We start from the raw sequence: 13,810 nt of genomic DNA, 5'->3' as shown, positions 1-13,810 counted from the left end.
GCGGCCCTGTTACCTCCATCATGCGCGCCATGCTGATCGCGGTTTGCCTGCTCGGCCCGATCGCGGCACCGGCCGGGCCCGTGCGCATCAAGGATCTCGTGGAATTCGACGGTGTCCGTGGTAATGACCTTGTCGGGTATGGGCTGGTCGTCGGGCTGAACGGCACCGGCGACGGAATCCGGAACGCCCCCTTCACCGAAGAGATCATGTCGAACATCCTCGAACGGCTGGGCGTCAACGTCACGGGGGAGCAGTTTCGGCCCAAGAATGTCGCCGCGGTTTTCGTCACGGCGAACCTGCCACCCTTCGCCCGAGCAGGCGGTCAGATCGACGTGACGGTGTCGGCCATCGGTGATGCGAACAGCCTGTTGGGGGGCACCTTGGTGATGACACCTCTGAATGCCGCCGATGGCCAGATTTACGCCGTCGCGCAGGGGACAATCATCGCTGGCGGTGCATCGGCCGAGGGTGATGGCGCGGCGGTCGTTCAGGGTGTACCGACGGCTGGTGTCATTCCGTCCGGCGCACGTGTCGAAAGAGAGATAGATTTCAGCTTCGGCGACCTTGAAAAGATCAGACTGGCCTTGCGAGAGCCCGATTTCACGACGGCTGGCCGGATCGAGGCGCGGATCAATGAACAGGCTGGCCGCCGGGTCGCGCTGATGCTGGACAGTGGAACGGTCCGGGTGAACGTGGCTGCAATGAATGCGCGCTCTCCCGCTCATGCCCTGGGCAGGATAGAGAACCTGCTCGTAGAGCCGGAGCGCAAGGCCCGCGTCGTGGTCGATCAGCGGTCGGGTACCATCGTGATGGGGGCCGATGTGCGCATTTCGCGCGTGGCCGTGTCGCAGGGCAACCTGACATTGCGCGTGCGCGAGGCGCCGCTGGCGGTGCAGCCCAATCCATTTGCGCAGGGTGAAACGGTGGTCGTGCCGCGGACAGAAGCCGAGATCGAGGAAGAGGAAGGAATCGGTCTTGCCGAGGTTCCGCCCGGCACGTCCCTGTCAGAAGTCATCGCCGGCTTGAACGCCCTCGGCGTGGCACCTCGGGACATGATCGACATCCTGAAAAGCATCAAGGCCGCGGGCGCCCTCCATGCCGAGTTCGTCGTGCGGTGACACAAGGCATACCAGCCCGTCCCGGATGCCACGGTAGCGACCGCCATTCGTTTCATGCTCCGATGCACGTTTGGCCTTGGTAGTTGCCTGTTGTTATCTTCCGACTGTATATCCGGCAGCGGCCTTGCCGCCGCCGGGAAAGTCGGACCCCGACGTGATGTCAGGCATTCATCGACAGCCTTTCGATTTCTTCCTTGATGCGCAGTTTCTGTTTCTTGAGCTCGGCGATTTCGAAATCACTGGAGCCCGGCGCGCGCTGCGCCTCTTCCACGCGCTGCGAGAGAGCCTCGTGTTTCTTCTTCAGTTCCTCGACATGCGAACCCAAGCTCATGTGCACTCTCCTCTGTGAATATGTGTGCCATCAGTGCAGCATATTTTCGTAGATCTGTCACGCTGCAGTTGCAGCGTCGGCGGGCAAAAGCGCATCGGATTTTCCGCGTCTTCAACCGAACGGGAGCGGCGCCGCCTCGCGCAGGACCCGGCCGGTTGCCACCGTGTGACTGTCGCGATCACCATCATGATGCGCGCCCTCGTGAAGCAACCAGCCGTCATGCAGACGGAAAGCGGCACGCCCGCCTTTCCGCCCCCTGAGCAAGACCAGCCGCGTCGCCCGGCCGCGCCGCGGGACAAGCGGCAGCACCTCGAGCGATCCGAGGCAATCCTGCGCAGCGCGTAACAGGTCGGGCAGGCGGTCGGCCCGCTGAATGAAAGTGGCGCTGCCCCCCGGGAGAGTACGGCGCGCGGCGGCCCGGACCCACGTCCCGAGCGGTGTGTCCCCCGATCTTGACGCCTCGCGGCCCGTATCCATCGCCGCGGTGCGCGCATGCCCGGTGAAATAGGGCGGATTCGCGATCACGTGGTCGAAACGGCGCTGCCTGAGCGTGGCCGGTAACGCGGCCAGATCGCCCTCGACGACCTCGAGCGGAATGTCGTTGTCCATGGCGTTTCGCCGGGCGAGGGCCGCGTAGGGCGCCTGCCGCTCAAGCCCGACGAGACCGAGCCCCGGCACGCGCGCGCCCAGACAGAGTGCGGCAACGCCCGCGCCGCAGCCCAGATCAAGCACGCTCTGCCCCGCCTCCGCCGCCACGCTGGCCGCCAGCAGAACAGGGTCCATGCCCGCGCGATACCCGGCGAGGGGTTGCCGGATCCGCAGCCGCCCACCAAGGAAGTCGTCGCAACTCAAGGCATTGTCCGGCCAGTTATCACTCATCAATGCTCAGGCCGTTATCTTCCAGTGTCCGGGCGGCGCGGGCATAATCGTGATCGGCGACCATCAAGCGGCGTGGGAAGATGCCGATGGACCCTTCGAGGATGCTCATGTTTACGTCCATTTCAAAGCAGTCTATACCCTCGCCCTGAAGCAGGGCCTTGGCAAAGGCGATCGCGGTCGGGTCGTTTGTGCTCAGTAGCTGTTTCATGGCCATGAACTAATGTCACCGCCCGCCCTTTGTCGAGCGGTGGGACAGGAGCGCGATGAGTTTGGACCAGCCCGCGTCAAAACCGCATGATGCCTTGGCCGCCCATCTGGGGGGGCGGATGGACAAGGTCAACGATCTGATACGCGCGCGAATGTCATCGCGCCATGCCCCCCGTATCCCCGAGGTCACGGCGCATCTGGTCGAGGCGGGCGGCAAGCGCTTGCGCCCGATGCTCACGCTGGCCACGGCGGACCTGTGCGGCTACGAGGGCGATTACGACGTGCATCTCGCGGCGACTGTCGAGTTCATCCATACCGCCACGCTGCTTCACGACGACGTCGTGGACGAGAGCGCGCAGCGACGCGGGCGGCCGACGGCGAACCTGTTATGGGACAACAAGTCGAGCGTGCTGGTGGGCGACTACCTTTTCGCCCGCGCCTTCCAGTTGATGGTCGAACCGGGGTCGCTGCGGGTGCTCGATATCCTTTCCAACGCCTCCGCGACGATTGCCGAGGGCGAGGTGCTGCAACTCAGCGCGGCGCGTGACCTCGCAACGACAGAGTCGGTGTATCTTCAGGTGGTACGCGGCAAGACAGCGGCGCTTTTCTCGGCAGCGACCGAGGTTGGCGGCGTGATCGCCGCCGCGCCCGAGGAACAGGTCACCGCGCTTTTCGATTACGGTGACGCGCTCGGGATCGCGTTCCAGATCGCTGATGACCTTCTCGATTACCAGGGTGACAGCCTCGCCACCGGCAAGCGCGTCGGGGACGATTTCCGCGAACGCAAACTGACCCTGCCCTTGATCAAGGCGATCGCGGCCGCCGATGCGCGCGAACGGGAATTCTGGACGCGAACCATCGAAAAGGGCAATCAGCGCGACGGCGATTTCGACCATGCGTTCGCGCTTGTCCGCGGTCACGGTGCCCTCGACGCGACCCGAAGCGACGCCCGGGCATGGACGGACAAGGCGAAATCCGCACTTGAACATCTGCCGGACCACCCGGTGCGCGAGATGTTGCACGATCTGGCGGATTACGTGGTGGCGCGCCTCGGCTAGGCGGCGTTCAGCCGCGTCGCGGTAACCCACCAGCCGGGATAACTTTCCCTCAGCCGTCCGGCCGCGGCAGCGGCCGTTTCGGCATCGCCGTAAAGGCCGAAACACGTCCCCCCAGACCCCGACATGCGGGTGAGCTGGCAACCGGGCGTCTTTTTCAGCGTCGCGAACACCTGTTCAATGACGGGTTCGGCCTCGATCGCCGGCTTTTCAAGGTCGTTTCGCATACCACGCAACCAGTCGATCATGTCGCCCGCCCTTGGAAAAGCCGGCAGGGCATCGGGCATGGGCGGGTTGCAACTCCTGGCCAGACGCCGGAAGACCTCGGCGGTGAGCACGGGCAGTTTGGGGTTCACCAGCACGGCATGGAGAACGGGCAGCTCCGCTATCGGCGTGACCGCCTCGCCCACGCCGCGCACACGCGCGGCCGTGCCCGCAAGGCAGACGGGGACATCCGCCCCGAGCGCCAACAGGTTGTCCGGCAGGTCACGGTTACCAAGGCGTGTCAACGCCTTCAGGGCCGCCGCCGCGTCGCTTGATCCCCCGCCGAGGCCCGCGGCATGGGGCAGGTTCTTTTCCAGTGTCATGTCGGCGGGGACACCGATCAGGTCGGCGGCGCGTCTCACGAGGTTGCGGTCATCCGTCGGCACACCTCCCGCCATCGGGCCGGTCACGACCAGCCTTGGCGCCGCGTCCCGTGTGACCGTGATCCTGTCGCCGATATCGGCAAACATCACGAGCGAGTCGAGTTCGTGATACCCGTCCTCACGCCGCCCGGTCACGTGAAGCGTCAGGTTGATCTTGGCGGGCGCGAAAACCTCAGCCATCGTCACTGGTGATCCTGTTCAGCGGCGGCGCGCCTTCTTGTTCCAACACGCGGTCCAGCCCGATATCCAACTTGCGGCGTATCCGGTCGGGGTCGATGTCGGGCGAGGGGTTTTCCTTGTCGACGAAGGACAAGGCCCGTTTCCATTGGAACCGTGCCTCGGTGTAGCGCCCGACAGCCCAGAGGACATCGCCCAGATGATCGTTGACAACCGGGTCCACCGGCATCAGCTCCGCCGCGCGTTCCATGTGGCCGATCGCCTCGTCATACCGACCCAGCCGGTAAAGGACCCAGCCCAGCGAATCCACGATATAGCCGCTTTCGGGCCGCGCCTCCGCGGCCCGTTCTATCATGTTCAGCGCCTCGTCCAGCTTGGTTTTCTGCTCGACAAGCGAATATCCCAGATAGTTCAGGACCTGCGGCTGATCCGGGTTGATTTCCAGCGCTGCGCGGAAATCGGCTTCCGCGGCGGGCCATTCGCCCAGACGCTCGTGGCTGATGCCGCGCGCATATAGCACGAACCAGCGCCGCGAGTCCCCGTCGTCATACAGGGCAAGCGCCTTGTCATAGGCGCTTGCGGCGTCCTCGAACCGGCTGAGCTCACGGTAAAGATCGCCGGCCGAGACATGTACGATCGGCAGGTCGGGATGCGTTTGCGCCAGTCGTGACAGTACCTCGACCGCGGCGTCCGTCTTGCCCGAGCGGCGCAGCGCCTCGGCCCGGCCCAGCTCGGCGGCATGGAAGGACGGATGGTCGCGCGGCACGCTCTGGTACGCCTTGGTGGCCAGTTCATGGCGTTGCAGGCTTTCCAGCAGTCCGGCCGACATCAGGACAGCGTCTATGTGATCGGGGTTGAGGTATTCCGCGATCCGCGAATACAGTAGCGTGTAATCGTCGCTTGCGTCCGATTGCAGCGCGCGCCCGAGCGAATAGAACACCTCTGCGATGCCCTGCCTTGCCGTGCCAACCAGCGAGAACGCCACGCTCTCGCCGGCTGCGAGGGCCGATCGAAGCTGACTTATCTCCGGATCCCGCTCGTTTCCCAGGGATTCCTCGATCAACGCGAGCGCTTGATCGTTGCGGTCCAGCTGGCTGAGAATCTGCGCCCATGCGATGACACCGCGACGCGTGCGCTGCATCGGCCCGTCGGACTGCTCCGAGAAGATGGCGTCGGCGCCCTCGAAATCCCCGACCGAGGCCAGTGCCAGCGCCTTGTGATAGATGGCAAACCCGCGCAAGCCACGCTGTTCGGCCACGGCATCGAACCCGGCAAGCGCCGCGGCCATGTCCCCGCGCCCGAGTTCGGCCCACGACGCCAGCAGCCCGTCGGCAAGATCCCCGATGCCGCGACCGTCCTCGAGACGCGCCATGATGGCGTCATAGGCTTCGTCGCGGACTTCCTGCGCGATCAGCGCCATGTGCGGTAACTGGCTCTTGAGCCCGGCGGCTTCCATCTTGCGGGCGACCGGAAACGCCTTGTCGAATTGTCCAAGCGCCATGTAGGCGATGACGGCGTTCTCAAGGATCGCCGCGTTGTCGGGATCGGCCTTGAGAACGCGGCCGAAATATTCCGCCGCCGCCGCGAAATCCGCGTCGAACCGGGCCTGACGTGCAGCCAGATAAGCGCCCGAGGCATCGCCGGCCGGCGCGGGTGTGGCGGACACAAGCATCCCCGCCGCGATCAGTGACAAGAAACTCTGTTTCAACCGGCCCGCCTGTCATCGTGTTCATTCGCCGGCAACGTAGTACGAGCCACGCGGCAAAGCAATCCGGCGACGCCGAATTGCCGTCACCGGTCCGCGTGAACGTCACATGTTCGGATAGTTCGGGCCGTCGCCCCCCTGCGGTGTCACCCAGTGGATGTTCTGGCTGGGGTCCTTGATGTCACAGGTCTTGCAATGGACGCAATTCTGGAAGTTGATGACGAATTCCGGCCCGTTGTCCTTCTCGACCACCTCGTACACGCCCGCGGGGCAGTAACGCTGTGCTGGTTCGGCATACGTGGGCAGGTTCACCGAGATCGGCACGCTGTCATCCTTGAGGGTCAGGTGCACGGGCTGGCTTTCCTCGTGGTTCGTCATCGAGAAACTGACATTGGTCAGGCGGTCGAAGCTCAGTTTGCCGTCCGGCTTGGGGTAGTCGATCGGCTGATGCTTGTCGGCCGTCTCGGTCGCCTCGGCATCCGATTTTCCGTGGCCCATCGTGCCGAATAGCGAGAAGCCCAACGTGTTGCACCACATGTCGAACCCGCCCAGCGTCAACGAGGCGGTCAGCCCGTATTTGGACCACATCGGCTTGACGTTGCGCACCTTTTTCAGGTCCTTGCCGATGTCGCCGCTGCGCACCTCGCCCTCGTAGTCGTGCAGCTCGTCGCCGGCGCGGCCTGCCTCCAGTGCCTCGTGCGCGGCCTCGGCCGCGGCCTTGCCCGACAGCATGGCGTTGTGATTTCCCTTGATGCGGGGGACGTTGACCATGCCGACCGAGCAGCCCAGCAAGGCCGCGCCGGGCATCACCATCTTGGGCATGGACTGGTACCCGCCCTCGGAAATGGCACGCGCGCCGTAGGCCACGCGCTTGCCGCCTTCCAGCAGATCAGCCACCATCGGGTGATGCTTGAACCGCTGGAATTCCATGTACGGGAACAGGTGCGGGTTGCGGTAGTTCAGGTGAACCACGAAGCCCACGTAAACCTGGTTGTTCTCGAGGTGGTAGATGAACGATCCGCCGCCGGCATTGCCGTTCAACGGCCAGCCCATCGTGTGGGTGACGCTGCCTTCGCGGTGCTTGGCCGGATCGACCTCCCAGATTTCCTTCATGCCAAGGCCGAACTTCTGCGGCTCCTTGCCCTGGGAAAGGTCGTATTTCGCGATCAGCTCCTTGGCGAGGCTGCCGCGCACGCCCTCGCTGATGAACACGTACTTGCCGTGCAGTTCCATGCCGGGTTCGTAGGACGGCCCCGGCGTGCCATCGGGCTCACGCCCGAATTCGCCCGCGACCACGCCCCTGACCTCGCCGTTGTCCCCGTAGACGATCTCGGAACAGGCCATGCCGGGGAAAATCTCCACGCCGAGCTCCTCGGCCTGTTCGGCCATCCAGCGGCAGACATTGCCCATGCTCACGATGTAGTTGCCGTGGTTGTTCATCAGCGGCGGCATCGGGAAATTGGGGATGCGGATCCGGCCCGCCTCGCCCAGCATGAAAAAGTTGTCGTCCTTCACGGGCACGTTGAGCGGCGCACCCTTGTCCTTCCAGTCGGGGATCAGCGCGTCCAGCCCGCACGGATCCAGCACCGCGCCGGACAGGATGTGCGCGCCGACCTCGCTGCCCTTTTCCAGCACGACGACCTCGCGCTCGGGGTCGAGCTGTTTCAGGCGGATCGCCGCGCTGAGGCCCGCGGGCCCGGCGCCGACGATCACGACATCGTATTCCATGGCTTCGCGTTCGACGTCGGACATTCGTGTCATCCTCTTTCCGGCGTGCCGGCCGGGCCGGCTTGCTATGAAGTCAGTGACTTGGTTAGCCTGCCGGCCTCGCCGAGGTCAATTCAAACACGACATCAAAACCGGCGCGAAACGGCACATTTGCGCGTTCTTGCGGGATTGCTTGGATGGATGCCATCGCCTATTGCATCGGCCCTGCACCTCGGGGCAATCTGTTGCGACAGTCTGCACCGGAACCGACGGGTACAGTCTGCACCGGAACCGACGGGTACGGTCGCGCGCCGACCCGCTTACAGCAGTGGACGACGGGAATGGAAAAGATACCGATGACACAGGTGGGTCACCAGGCCCTCGAAGCCGAGCTCAAGCAGCTGAAATCGGAGGAACGTCCGGCCATCATCCGCGCCATCTCGGAAGCGCGCGAACATGGCGACCTGTCGGAAAACGCGGAATATCACTCCGCCAAGGAAAAGCAGTCCTTCATCGAGGGCCGCATCAAGGAGATCGAGGGCATTCTCAGCCTGGCCGAAGTGATCGACCCCAAGAAGATGTCCGGCGCCATCAAGTTCGGTGCGACCGTCACGCTGGTTGACGAGGACACGGACGAGGAAAAGACCTACCAGATCGTGGGCGAGCACGAGGCGAATATCGAGAACGGCTTGCTGAACATCAAATCGCCGATTGCGCGCGCTCTGATCGGCAAGGAAGAGGGCGACAGCGTGGAGGTGCGCACGCCCGGTGGCGAACGAGCCTACGAAGTGCTGAAGATCGCCTACATCTGACAGGGGCGCGCCGACATGCCCGAGCACGAGGATCAGCGTCCGACATCGCTGGGGATCTACGACAGGCAGAAGGATGAGCGAATCACCGGTATCGAGGTGGTCGCCACCGTGCTGTCGGTATTGTGGCTGCTGGCCACGGCGGTGTTTTTCCTCGTGCTGCAACCGGCCGGCGCGTTTGGCGGCGGCGCATTGCAGTTCGTGCTGATCATGCTGGTCGTGTTTCTTCCCGTCGCCATGATCTGGGTCGGGGCGATCGCCGCGCGCGCCTCGCGCGTGATGCGCGAGGAAAGCCGCCGGCTGCAGACGGCGATCGACGCGATCCGCAACGCCTACGTGACCGAGAACCAGAACCGGAACGCCGCGGCGGAACCCTCGGTCGAGAAGAAGCTGGACGAGATAGCCGCGGCCCAACGCAAGACCGAAACCGCGCTGGCCATGTTCACCTCGACGCGCCAGCCCGAAACCGCGCGCCCCCCTGCCCCGCCCGCACCCGAAGGGTCGGCGGACGACGAACAGGTTGCGCTGCCGCTGGGGACGTCGGCCGATGATATCCGCCCGCCGCTGGAGCGGTCCGATTTCATCCGCGCGCTGAATTTTCCGGAAACCGCCGATGACAGGGAAGGATTCGCCGCGTTGCGCAAGGCGCTCAAGGACAGGGAGACGGCGCAACTCATACAGGCCGCCCAGGACGTGCTGACGCTGCTGTCGCATGACGGCATCTACATGGACGACTTGCGCCCGGACATGGCCCGCCCCGAAGTCTGGCGGCGCTTTGCCGACGGTGAGCGGGGGCGAACCATGGCGGCACTGGGCGGCGTACGCGACCGATCCTCGCTGGCGCTGACGGCGTCACGGATGCGTCAGGACGCGATTTTCCGGGACGCGGCGCATCATTTCCTGCGCTTGTTCGACCGGATGTTCAGCCGTTTCGCGGAAACGGCGACAGATCCCGAAATATCCGAGCTTTCCGATACCCGGACGGCCCGCGCCTTCATGCTTCTGGGGCGCGTGGCCGGCACCTTCGACTGACCGCGGCTGGCGCTTTCGGTTGCCCATGCCGAAAATTGCCGCCACAATGGCGCGGTCAGGAAAGGATCGTCATGCGCAAGTTTCTGGTTGTTCTGGATGACAGCCGCGAATGTCTCAACGCGATGCGCTTCGCGGCCATGCGGGCGGCCAATACCGACGCCGGGGTCGAGGTGCTGGCCGTTATTCCGCCCGAGGAATTCAACCACTGGATCGGCGTGGGCGACATCATGCGGCATGAGGCGCGGGAGCGTATCCACGCCCATTTCGAGGTTTTTGCCAAATGGATGCGCGACAAGCAGGGTGTCGACCCAGAGCTTGTCATCCGCGAAGGCGAGCCCGTGACCGAGATCATGGCGCAGGTGCAAGACGACCCCGCGATCGGGGTGCTGGTGCTTGGCGCGGGAACCGACAAGAAAGGCCCCGGGCCGCTGGTCACGCAGCTTTCGCGGAATTCCGGCAGCCTGCCGATCCCGGTCACCATCGTTCCCGGGGACCTGAGCAAGGAACGGCTGGAGGCGATCACCTGAACAGCCTTGGCGCGGGGCCGGGAAAAGTTTAGAATGGTTCCAAACCTTGACTCGTGGCATATCCGCGCGCATATCCAATCGACACAGGAAAGGTGCCGATCATGTTCATCCAGACCGAATCCACCCCCAACCCGGCCACGCTGAAGTTCCTGCCGGGACAGACCGTTCTCGAAACCGGCACGGCCGATTTTCCCTCGTCCGAGGGAACGGAGAAATCACCGCTTGCCGACCGACTTTTCAAGGTTCAGGGCGTCACGGGTGTGTTCTTCGGCAATGACTTCGTGACTGTCACCAAGGATGACGGCGCCGAGTGGGACCACATGAAGCCCGCCATCCTCGGCGCGATCATGGAGCATTTCCAGTCCGGCAAGCCCGTGATCCTGGGCGATGGCGCGGGCGCGTCCGGCCATGCCGAGCATGACGGCGCTGATGGCGAGATCGTCGGCCAGATCAAGGAATTGCTGGATACCCGCGTGCGCCCGGCCGTGGCACAGGACGGTGGTGACATCACGTTCCACGGGTTCGAGCGCGGCGTCGTCTACCTGCACATGCAGGGTGCCTGCGCGGGCTGCCCGTCCTCGACCATCACGCTCAAGATGGGCATCGAGAACCTTCTGCGGCATTATATCCCCGAAGTGACCGAGGTGCGCCCCGTTGGAGTCTGACGCCCTCGTACTGGGGTTCGACACGTCGGCCGCGCATTGCGCGGCCGCTTTGCTGTCTGGCGATACCGTCCTCGTCTCCCGGGCCGAGGAAATGGGGCGCGGGCAGGCCGAGCGCCTGATGCCCCTGCTGGAAGACCTGCTGGCCGAAGCCGGGGCCGCTTGGCGCGATCTCGACCGGCTCGGTGTCGGCATCGGCCCGGGCAACTTTACCGGGATCCGCATATCGGTGGCGGCGGCGCGTGGCCTGTCAATGGCACTGGAAATTCCCGCCGTCGGGGTCAGCGGATTCGATGTCATCGCCCATGCCCACGTGCCGGGGCATGTTCCCGCACTGCCGGCCCCGCGCGATCAGCTCTATGTTCGGGCGCCGGGCTGCCTGCCGAAGCTTGCCCGCCGGGACGAGGCCGAGGCACTGGGTCTGCCACTGGTCGGCCCACCGCCGGCAGCCGACATGGCCGAGGCCATCGCGCGCCTGGCGGCCGCGCATGCCGCAGCGGACATCCCGCCGCCGGCACCGCTTTACCTGCGCCCGGCCGATGCCGCCCCGGCGCGCGATGCACCGCCCGTCATTCTCGATGACGCCTGAAGAAATGGCCACACTCCACGCCCGCGCCTTCGGCAGCCAGGGGCGGTCCTGGTCCGTCGACGAGTTCGCGGCGCTGATCCGCAGCGCGCATGTCTTCGCCTCCGGGGACGCGCGCGCCTTCGCATTGGCGCATGTCGTGGCCGACGAGGCCGAATTGCTCACGATCGCGACGGATCCGGGGCACCGGCGCACGGGGCTCGCGCAGGCGGTTCTGTCGCGGGTCGAGGACCGTGCCGCGCGACAGGGCGCGGCACGGCTGATCCTTGAAGTGGCCGAGGACAACTTGCCAGCGCAGGGGCTTTACCACGCTGCCGGTTACCGCGAGATAGCGCGCCGCCCCGCGTATTATCTCCGCCCGAACGGCGCGCCCGCCGAGGCGCTCGTGCTGGAAAAGGGCCTCGGGTGACGCGGCGGCACGGCTTCGCCCGACGGCCCTTTCCTGCCGACCCGCATGACACGGCCCGCCGATCCGGTCCTCACGCGACGTAAGTCCAATTCACAAGATTTGATCGTACCTGCGGCGTTATGCTTGGGCCGATCCCTTGCATCGTGGCGGAACATGAGGCTATGGGGCTTCATGCAGATCTACCTTCCCATCGCCGAGGTCTCGGTCAATGCCTTCCTGCTTCTGGGCCTTGGCGGGTTGGTGGGGATCCTGTCCGGCATGTTCGGCGTGGGGGGCGGGTTCCTGATGACTCCGCTGCTTTTCTTCATCGGCATTCCCCCCGCCGTCGCGGTCGCGACCGAGGCGAACCAGATCGTCGCCTCGTCGTTCTCGGGCGTTCTGGCGCATCTCAGGCGCAAGACCGTCGATCTGCGCATGGGAACCGTGCTTCTGGTCGGGGGCCTCGTCGGGGCCGGGCTGGGCGTACTGCTGTTCAACTACCTCAAGTCGCTGGGTCAGGTCGACCTGCTGGTCCGGCTCTGTTACGTCGTGTTCCTTGGCGTGATCGGCGGCATGATGTTCGTCGAGAGCCTCAAGGCCATCCGGAACACCCGCGGGGGCAAAAGCGCGCCACGGCGAAAAAAGCACAACTGGGTCCACGGGCTGCCGTTCAAGATGCGGTTCCGGACCTCGGGGCTGTATATCAGCGTGATTCCCCCGCTGCTGGTCGGCCTCGCGGTGGGCGTTCTGGCCGCGATCATGGGCGTCGGCGGCGGGTTCATCATGGTGCCGGCGATGATCTACCTGCTGGGGATGCCGACCAAGGTGGTCGTCGGCACGTCGTTGTTCCAGATCATCTTCGTCACCGCCTTTACCACGATGCTTCACGCCACGACGAACTATACCGTTGACGTGGCGCTGGCGGTCCTGCTGCTGGTGGGCGGCGTCGTCGGCGCGCAGATCGGCACCACGATCGGCACCCGCATGAAGGCCGAGCAGCTGCGGATCCTGCTGGCGATCATGGTGCTGGTGGTGTGTTTCAAGCTGGCGCTCGACCTGCTGATCATGCCGTCCGAGCTCTACACGATCGGCACGGACGGGGGGCACTGATGCTGGCCCGGCTGATCCTCGTGCTGATCCTCGCGGCGCTGCCGGTGCGGGCAGAGGAGGTCGTGCTGGGGCTCAGTCGCGAAAAGGTGGCCATCACCGCCACGTTCGAGGGCTCCGACCTGCTGGTTTTCGGCGCGGTCAAGCGCGAGACGCCGATTTCCGAGAAACCGCTGGACGTGATCGTCGCCATCGCGGGGCCGTCGAAGCCGCTGACGGTGCGGCGCAAGGAGTGGCTCTACGGTATCTGGGTGAATACGGACGCGGTCGAGATCGACGCCGCCCCCAGTTTCTATGCCGTCGCGACAACCGGCCCGCTGGACGACGTGCTGTCAGATGTCGAGGACCTGCGCCATCGCGTCTCGATCCCGCGCGCTATCCGTGCCGTGGGGGTGTCGAGCACCGTCGAGGATGCGCAGACCTTCACCGAGGCGCTGATCCGGATCCGGCGTGACAAGGGTGTCTACTCGGTGCAGGAAGGGGCTGTTTCGCTGGACGAACAGACGCTTTTCCGCACTTCCGTGTCGCTGCCCGCGAACCTGACCGAAGGCGCCTACCGGACGCGTATCTTCCTCACCCGGGACGGGCAGATCGTTTCGGATTTCGAAACCGAGATCGACGTGCGCAAGGTGGGGCTGGAACGGTGGCTGTTCACCCTTTCGCGCCAACAGCCGATGCTCTACGGGCTGATGTCACTGGCCATCGCGATCGCCGCGGGCTGGGGCGCCTCGGCCATCTTCCGTTTCCTCAGGCAGGGCACGTAGCCGGCCGTCCCGGCAAAATGCGTGGCTGCGCCACTCTCCGTCACCGATCGCAGGGGCGCTGCCCCTCTTGGCCTGCGGCCAATTCACCCCGGGGTATTTCTGCCGAGAA

Annotated in this window: 16 protein-coding genes; 10 read left to right on the top strand and 6 right to left on the bottom strand. The window is 65.0% G+C overall.

The window, feature by feature from the left end; all coding sequences use genetic code 11:
- The first annotated feature begins 20 nt into the window (after positions 1-20).
- The gene (locus ACH107_RS02090) at positions 21-1,118 is read left to right on the top strand and encodes a flagellar basal body P-ring protein FlgI (protein ID WP_412504486.1); all 1,098 of its coding nucleotides are present in this window, start codon (positions 21-23) and stop codon (positions 1,116-1,118) included.
- Between the two features lie 160 nt (positions 1,119-1,278).
- Here ACH107_RS02090 and ACH107_RS02085 read toward each other — a convergent pair whose 3' ends face one another.
- From ACH107_RS02085 to ACH107_RS02075, 3 genes are all read right to left on the bottom strand, one after another.
- Entirely contained in the window at positions 1,279-1,449 is a 171-nt protein-coding gene (locus tag ACH107_RS02085) for a YdcH family protein (protein ID WP_412504445.1), read from the bottom strand.
- A gap of 111 nt (positions 1,450-1,560) precedes the next feature.
- Complete coding sequence (locus tag ACH107_RS02080; RefSeq protein WP_412504444.1) at positions 1,561-2,328, bottom strand: tRNA1(Val) (adenine(37)-N6)-methyltransferase; 768 nt, start codon at positions 2,326-2,328, stop codon at positions 1,561-1,563.
- Positions 2,321-2,536, bottom strand: coding sequence for a DUF2007 domain-containing protein (locus ACH107_RS02075; protein ID WP_412504485.1), 216 nt, complete (start codon positions 2,534-2,536; stop codon positions 2,321-2,323). The genes ACH107_RS02080 and ACH107_RS02075 overlap by 8 nt, the downstream gene beginning before the upstream one ends.
- 55 nt (positions 2,537-2,591) lie before the next feature.
- On the opposite strand from ACH107_RS02075, the gene ACH107_RS02070 reads away from it, so the two are divergent.
- A complete protein-coding gene (locus ACH107_RS02070) occupies positions 2,592-3,593 on the top strand; it encodes a polyprenyl synthetase family protein (protein WP_412504443.1) in 1,002 nt (333 codons plus the stop codon).
- Here ACH107_RS02070 and ACH107_RS02065 read toward each other — a convergent pair.
- From ACH107_RS02065 to ACH107_RS02055, 3 genes are all read right to left on the bottom strand, one after another.
- The gene (locus ACH107_RS02065) at positions 3,590-4,417 is read right to left on the bottom strand and encodes a 4-(cytidine 5'-diphospho)-2-C-methyl-D-erythritol kinase (RefSeq protein WP_412504442.1); all 828 of its coding nucleotides are present in this window, start codon (positions 4,415-4,417) and stop codon (positions 3,590-3,592) included. The genes ACH107_RS02070 and ACH107_RS02065 overlap by 4 nt on opposite strands.
- Positions 4,410-6,122 carry a tetratricopeptide repeat protein gene (locus tag ACH107_RS02060; protein WP_412504441.1) on the bottom strand — a complete coding sequence of 571 codons (1,713 nt, stop codon included), beginning with the start codon at positions 6,120-6,122 and terminating at the stop codon, positions 4,410-4,412. Before ACH107_RS02060 ends, ACH107_RS02065 begins: the two co-directional genes overlap by 8 nt.
- A 102-nt stretch (positions 6,123-6,224) precedes the next feature.
- Positions 6,225-7,871, bottom strand: coding sequence for a 4Fe-4S dicluster domain-containing protein (locus ACH107_RS02055; RefSeq protein WP_412504440.1), 1,647 nt, complete (start codon positions 7,869-7,871; stop codon positions 6,225-6,227).
- Between the two features lie 296 nt (positions 7,872-8,167).
- On the opposite strand from ACH107_RS02055, the gene greA reads away from it, so the two are divergent.
- The 8 genes from greA (at position 8,168) to ACH107_RS02015 (ending at position 13,701) form a co-directional block, all read left to right on the top strand.
- Positions 8,168-8,638, top strand: coding sequence for a transcription elongation factor GreA (gene greA / locus ACH107_RS02050; RefSeq protein ID WP_412504439.1), 471 nt, complete (start codon positions 8,168-8,170; stop codon positions 8,636-8,638).
- Positions 8,639-8,653: 15 nt separating this feature from the next.
- Positions 8,654-9,667, top strand: a complete 1,014-nt coding sequence (locus ACH107_RS02045) for a hypothetical protein (RefSeq protein WP_412504438.1) — start codon at positions 8,654-8,656, stop codon at positions 9,665-9,667.
- Positions 9,668-9,738: 71 nt separating this feature from the next.
- Positions 9,739-10,194, top strand: coding sequence for a universal stress protein (locus ACH107_RS02040; RefSeq protein ID WP_412504437.1), 456 nt, complete (start codon positions 9,739-9,741; stop codon positions 10,192-10,194).
- 101 nt (positions 10,195-10,295) lie between these two features.
- Complete coding sequence (locus tag ACH107_RS02035; protein WP_412504436.1) at positions 10,296-10,859, top strand: NifU family protein; 564 nt, start codon at positions 10,296-10,298, stop codon at positions 10,857-10,859.
- Positions 10,849-11,445, top strand: coding sequence for a tRNA (adenosine(37)-N6)-threonylcarbamoyltransferase complex dimerization subunit type 1 TsaB (gene tsaB / locus ACH107_RS02030; protein WP_412504435.1), 597 nt, complete (start codon positions 10,849-10,851; stop codon positions 11,443-11,445). Before ACH107_RS02035 ends, tsaB begins: the two co-directional genes overlap by 11 nt.
- A 4-nt stretch (positions 11,446-11,449) precedes the next feature.
- Positions 11,450-11,851, top strand: coding sequence for a GNAT family N-acetyltransferase (locus ACH107_RS02025; RefSeq protein WP_412504434.1), 402 nt, complete (start codon positions 11,450-11,452; stop codon positions 11,849-11,851).
- A gap of 171 nt (positions 11,852-12,022) precedes the next feature.
- Entirely contained in the window at positions 12,023-12,940 is a 918-nt protein-coding gene (locus tag ACH107_RS02020; protein ID WP_412504433.1) for a sulfite exporter TauE/SafE family protein, read from the top strand.
- Positions 12,940-13,701, top strand: a complete 762-nt coding sequence (locus tag ACH107_RS02015; protein WP_412504432.1) for a TIGR02186 family protein — start codon at positions 12,940-12,942, stop codon at positions 13,699-13,701. The genes ACH107_RS02020 and ACH107_RS02015 overlap by 1 nt, the downstream gene beginning before the upstream one ends.
- The last annotated feature ends 109 nt before the right edge of the window (positions 13,702-13,810 follow it).

This window comes from Roseovarius halophilus (ex Wu et al. 2025), assembly GCF_047086965.1.
This window is presented reverse-complemented; position numbering and strand designations above follow the sequence as displayed.

What these genes read in the sequence shown, in the direction of transcription:
- ACH107_RS02055 (WP_412504440.1), bottom strand. Translation starts at nt 7,871, where the DNA reads ATGTCCGACGTCGAACGCGAAGCCATGGAATACGATGTCGTGATCGTC.
- ACH107_RS02080 (WP_412504444.1), bottom strand. Translation starts at nt 2,328, where the DNA reads ATGAGTGATAACTGGCCGGACAATGCCTTGAGTTGCGACGACTTCCTT.
- ACH107_RS02075 (WP_412504485.1), bottom strand. Translation starts at nt 2,536, where the DNA reads ATGAAACAGCTACTGAGCACAAACGACCCGACCGCGATCGCCTTTGCC.
- ACH107_RS02065 (WP_412504442.1), bottom strand. Translation starts at nt 4,417, where the DNA reads ATGGCTGAGGTTTTCGCGCCCGCCAAGATCAACCTGACGCTTCACGTG.
- ACH107_RS02035 (WP_412504436.1), top strand. Translation starts at nt 10,296, where the DNA reads ATGTTCATCCAGACCGAATCCACCCCCAACCCGGCCACGCTGAAGTTC.
- ACH107_RS02045 (WP_412504438.1), top strand. Translation starts at nt 8,654, where the DNA reads ATGCCCGAGCACGAGGATCAGCGTCCGACATCGCTGGGGATCTACGAC.
- greA (WP_412504439.1), top strand. Translation starts at nt 8,168, where the DNA reads ATGGAAAAGATACCGATGACACAGGTGGGTCACCAGGCCCTCGAAGCC.
- ACH107_RS02015 (WP_412504432.1), top strand. Translation starts at nt 12,940, where the DNA reads ATGCTGGCCCGGCTGATCCTCGTGCTGATCCTCGCGGCGCTGCCGGTG.
- ACH107_RS02090 (WP_412504486.1), top strand. Translation starts at nt 21, where the DNA reads ATGCGCGCCATGCTGATCGCGGTTTGCCTGCTCGGCCCGATCGCGGCA.
- ACH107_RS02070 (WP_412504443.1), top strand. Translation starts at nt 2,592, where the DNA reads ATGAGTTTGGACCAGCCCGCGTCAAAACCGCATGATGCCTTGGCCGCC.
- ACH107_RS02025 (WP_412504434.1), top strand. Translation starts at nt 11,450, where the DNA reads ATGGCCACACTCCACGCCCGCGCCTTCGGCAGCCAGGGGCGGTCCTGG.
- ACH107_RS02085 (WP_412504445.1), bottom strand. Translation starts at nt 1,449, where the DNA reads ATGAGCTTGGGTTCGCATGTCGAGGAACTGAAGAAGAAACACGAGGCT.
- ACH107_RS02040 (WP_412504437.1), top strand. Translation starts at nt 9,739, where the DNA reads ATGCGCAAGTTTCTGGTTGTTCTGGATGACAGCCGCGAATGTCTCAAC.
- ACH107_RS02020 (WP_412504433.1), top strand. Translation starts at nt 12,023, where the DNA reads ATGCAGATCTACCTTCCCATCGCCGAGGTCTCGGTCAATGCCTTCCTG.